The sequence below is a fragment of the Shinella sp. AETb1-6 genome (assembly GCF_009826875.1).
Lineage (GTDB): Bacteria > Pseudomonadota > Alphaproteobacteria > Rhizobiales > Rhizobiaceae > Shinella > Shinella sumterensis.
Genome location: NZ_WUMM01000036.1, coordinates 1 through 2,075 on the forward strand (window position 1 = coordinate 1; position 2,075 = coordinate 2,075).

General features: G+C 60.4%; 2 protein-coding genes. Both read right to left on the reverse strand.

From position 1 onward, the window contains the following. Window positions 1-144: 144 nt before the first annotated feature. Window positions 145-1,044 (reverse strand): site-specific integrase, encoded by a 900-nt coding sequence (locus GR158_RS25005; protein ID WP_160873048.1) that lies wholly within the window; start codon window positions 1,042-1,044, stop codon window positions 145-147. Between the two features lie 150 nt (window positions 1,045-1,194). Further along, a partial coding sequence (locus GR158_RS25010) for a porin (RefSeq protein WP_160873049.1) occupies window positions 1,195-2,075 on the reverse strand: 881 nt, incomplete at its 5' end.

The following is a 2,075-nucleotide window of genomic DNA, read 5'->3' on the forward strand; positions in this document are numbered from 1 at the left end:
GTCCGTGCGGCCGTCCGCTGCACGCGCAGCGGTCTTTTGCGCATCGTCTCCATGCGGGCCGTGTCGAGCACGGCCACGCTCTCAGGGCTTTTCAAGCCGATGATTCGGGAGGCACAGAATGCCTCCCTTCGTGCAAAGGCGGGCCTACCCCGCCTTGACGCGCGCGGCGTGTTCCAGAACGGGAACACAGACATCGAGATCGCCGGATGCCAGGTGCGCATAACGCATGGTCATCTGCAGCGTCTGGTGCCCGAGCCATGTCTGCACGCGCCGGATATCGATCCCGCCCTGCACGAGCCGTGACGCGCAGGTGTGCCGCAGGATATGCGGCACCACGTCCGGTTCCGCGCCGAGACCGACCTCCTGCTTGGCCTCGTTCCACGCCGCCCGGAACTTCGCCTGGACGATGTTCGTGAAAGGCCCGCGCCGCCTGCGCTCCGAAGCCTGAATGGCGGCCGCTGCCCGCTCGGTGAGGGGAACAGAGCGGCTTTTGCCGCTTTTCGTCAGCCAGAACGTCACGCGGTCCTGGTTCATATCCTGCCATCGAAGGCCGATACCCTCGCCAAGCCGCGCGCCGGTGTCGATGAGGAAGATGCAGAAGCGACCATAGAGTTCCGATTTCTCGGATATGGCGGCGAACAGCCGGTTTTCCTCTTCCGGCTCGAGAAAGCGGATGCGTCCGGCCTTCTCCTTCAGGCGCTTGAACTCCGGCAGGCTTTGGATGTCGCCCATCTTCTGGGCCTTCTTCAAAAGCTTGCTGAGCGCCGCCATCTTGCGGTTGATCGTGGCATTGCTGTTGCCGCGCTTGCGAAGCGCCGATGTCAGCGTATCCAGCATCTCGTCGGTAAACTCGGAGAACTCGGCGCCGAGCAATATCTCGTCGAGCTCGCCGACGAAGGACGTGACATTGTATTTATGCGAGCCCGGTTCCCAGAGAACGTCGACATAGCGGTCGAGCAGGGCGCGAAGCGAAGCCTGATTGGAAGCGTTCTGAAACTGATAGCTCAAGCGGTAGGGGCCGCTCATCAAGGGATGATTTAACATGCTGACCTGACTGCGCCCAATGTGACGCGCATTGGTTGCATGAAATTGCTTATAAATTTCCTGCTAATTAACCCCAAAAACTAGCCGGAACGCGAAAAACCCGACCTACGGCCGGGTTCTCCGTTTTTGGATGAGCTAAGCCAGATCGGCTTAGAAGTCGCGCTGCAGGCGCAGGAAGCCGGTGACGAAGTCGTCCTGGTCGTCCGGATCCGTATAGTTGACGGTTGCCTTGAGGTTGAGGTTGTCAACGATCGCGTAGTCAACCGTCAGGCCAACGCGCCATGCGTCGTTGCCGTCGATGAGTTCGTAGTCACCGAAGTACTGAGCACCGGGGGTGATCGTCAGCTTTTCGGTTGCCTTGAACGAGTAGTCTGCTGCAACGCTCCATTCGGACTGGTTGTAGTAGACGTTGTCGCCGCTGGCATAGAGGCCCATCAGTTCGAAGGTGCCCGGGCCGACTTCAGCCGACAGCCAAGCGCGGACTGCGCCTTCTTCGGTGAACGTGTCGTATGCACCAAGCAGTTCGAAGTTCACGCCGCCGAGGGTGGCAGCGATCATGCCCGAAACGCCGACTTCGTTACCCGAGCTAAAGCCGGTCGGCGCGTAGTACGCGGAACCGTCAGCATCGATTTCGTCGACGCTGAGGCCGGCGCGGAAGGCACCGCCGTCGTAGACGTAACGAACCGAGGTGAAGCGCGTAACGTTCGAAGCCGTTTCGGTTTCGCCGATCAGGTCGTTATCCCACCAGTTCAGGAAGGTACCGACGCGGAAGCCGCCGAGTTCGATGTAGGCCTGGTCAACGTAGAAATCGCTCGTCGAGCCGCCGCCGATGCTCTGGCTGGTTTCGCCATTGAAAGCGATGACGCTGGTGAGCGTGCCGAGTTCCGTGTCAGACTTGGCGTCGAACTGGATGTGAGCGCGCGTCCAGGAATCCCAGTCGGACGTGCCGACTTCATCGGGACCGAAGTCGGTCTGGAAACGGACGTAACCGCTGATCTTGAGGCAAGTTTCGGTGCCCGGGATGTAGAAGT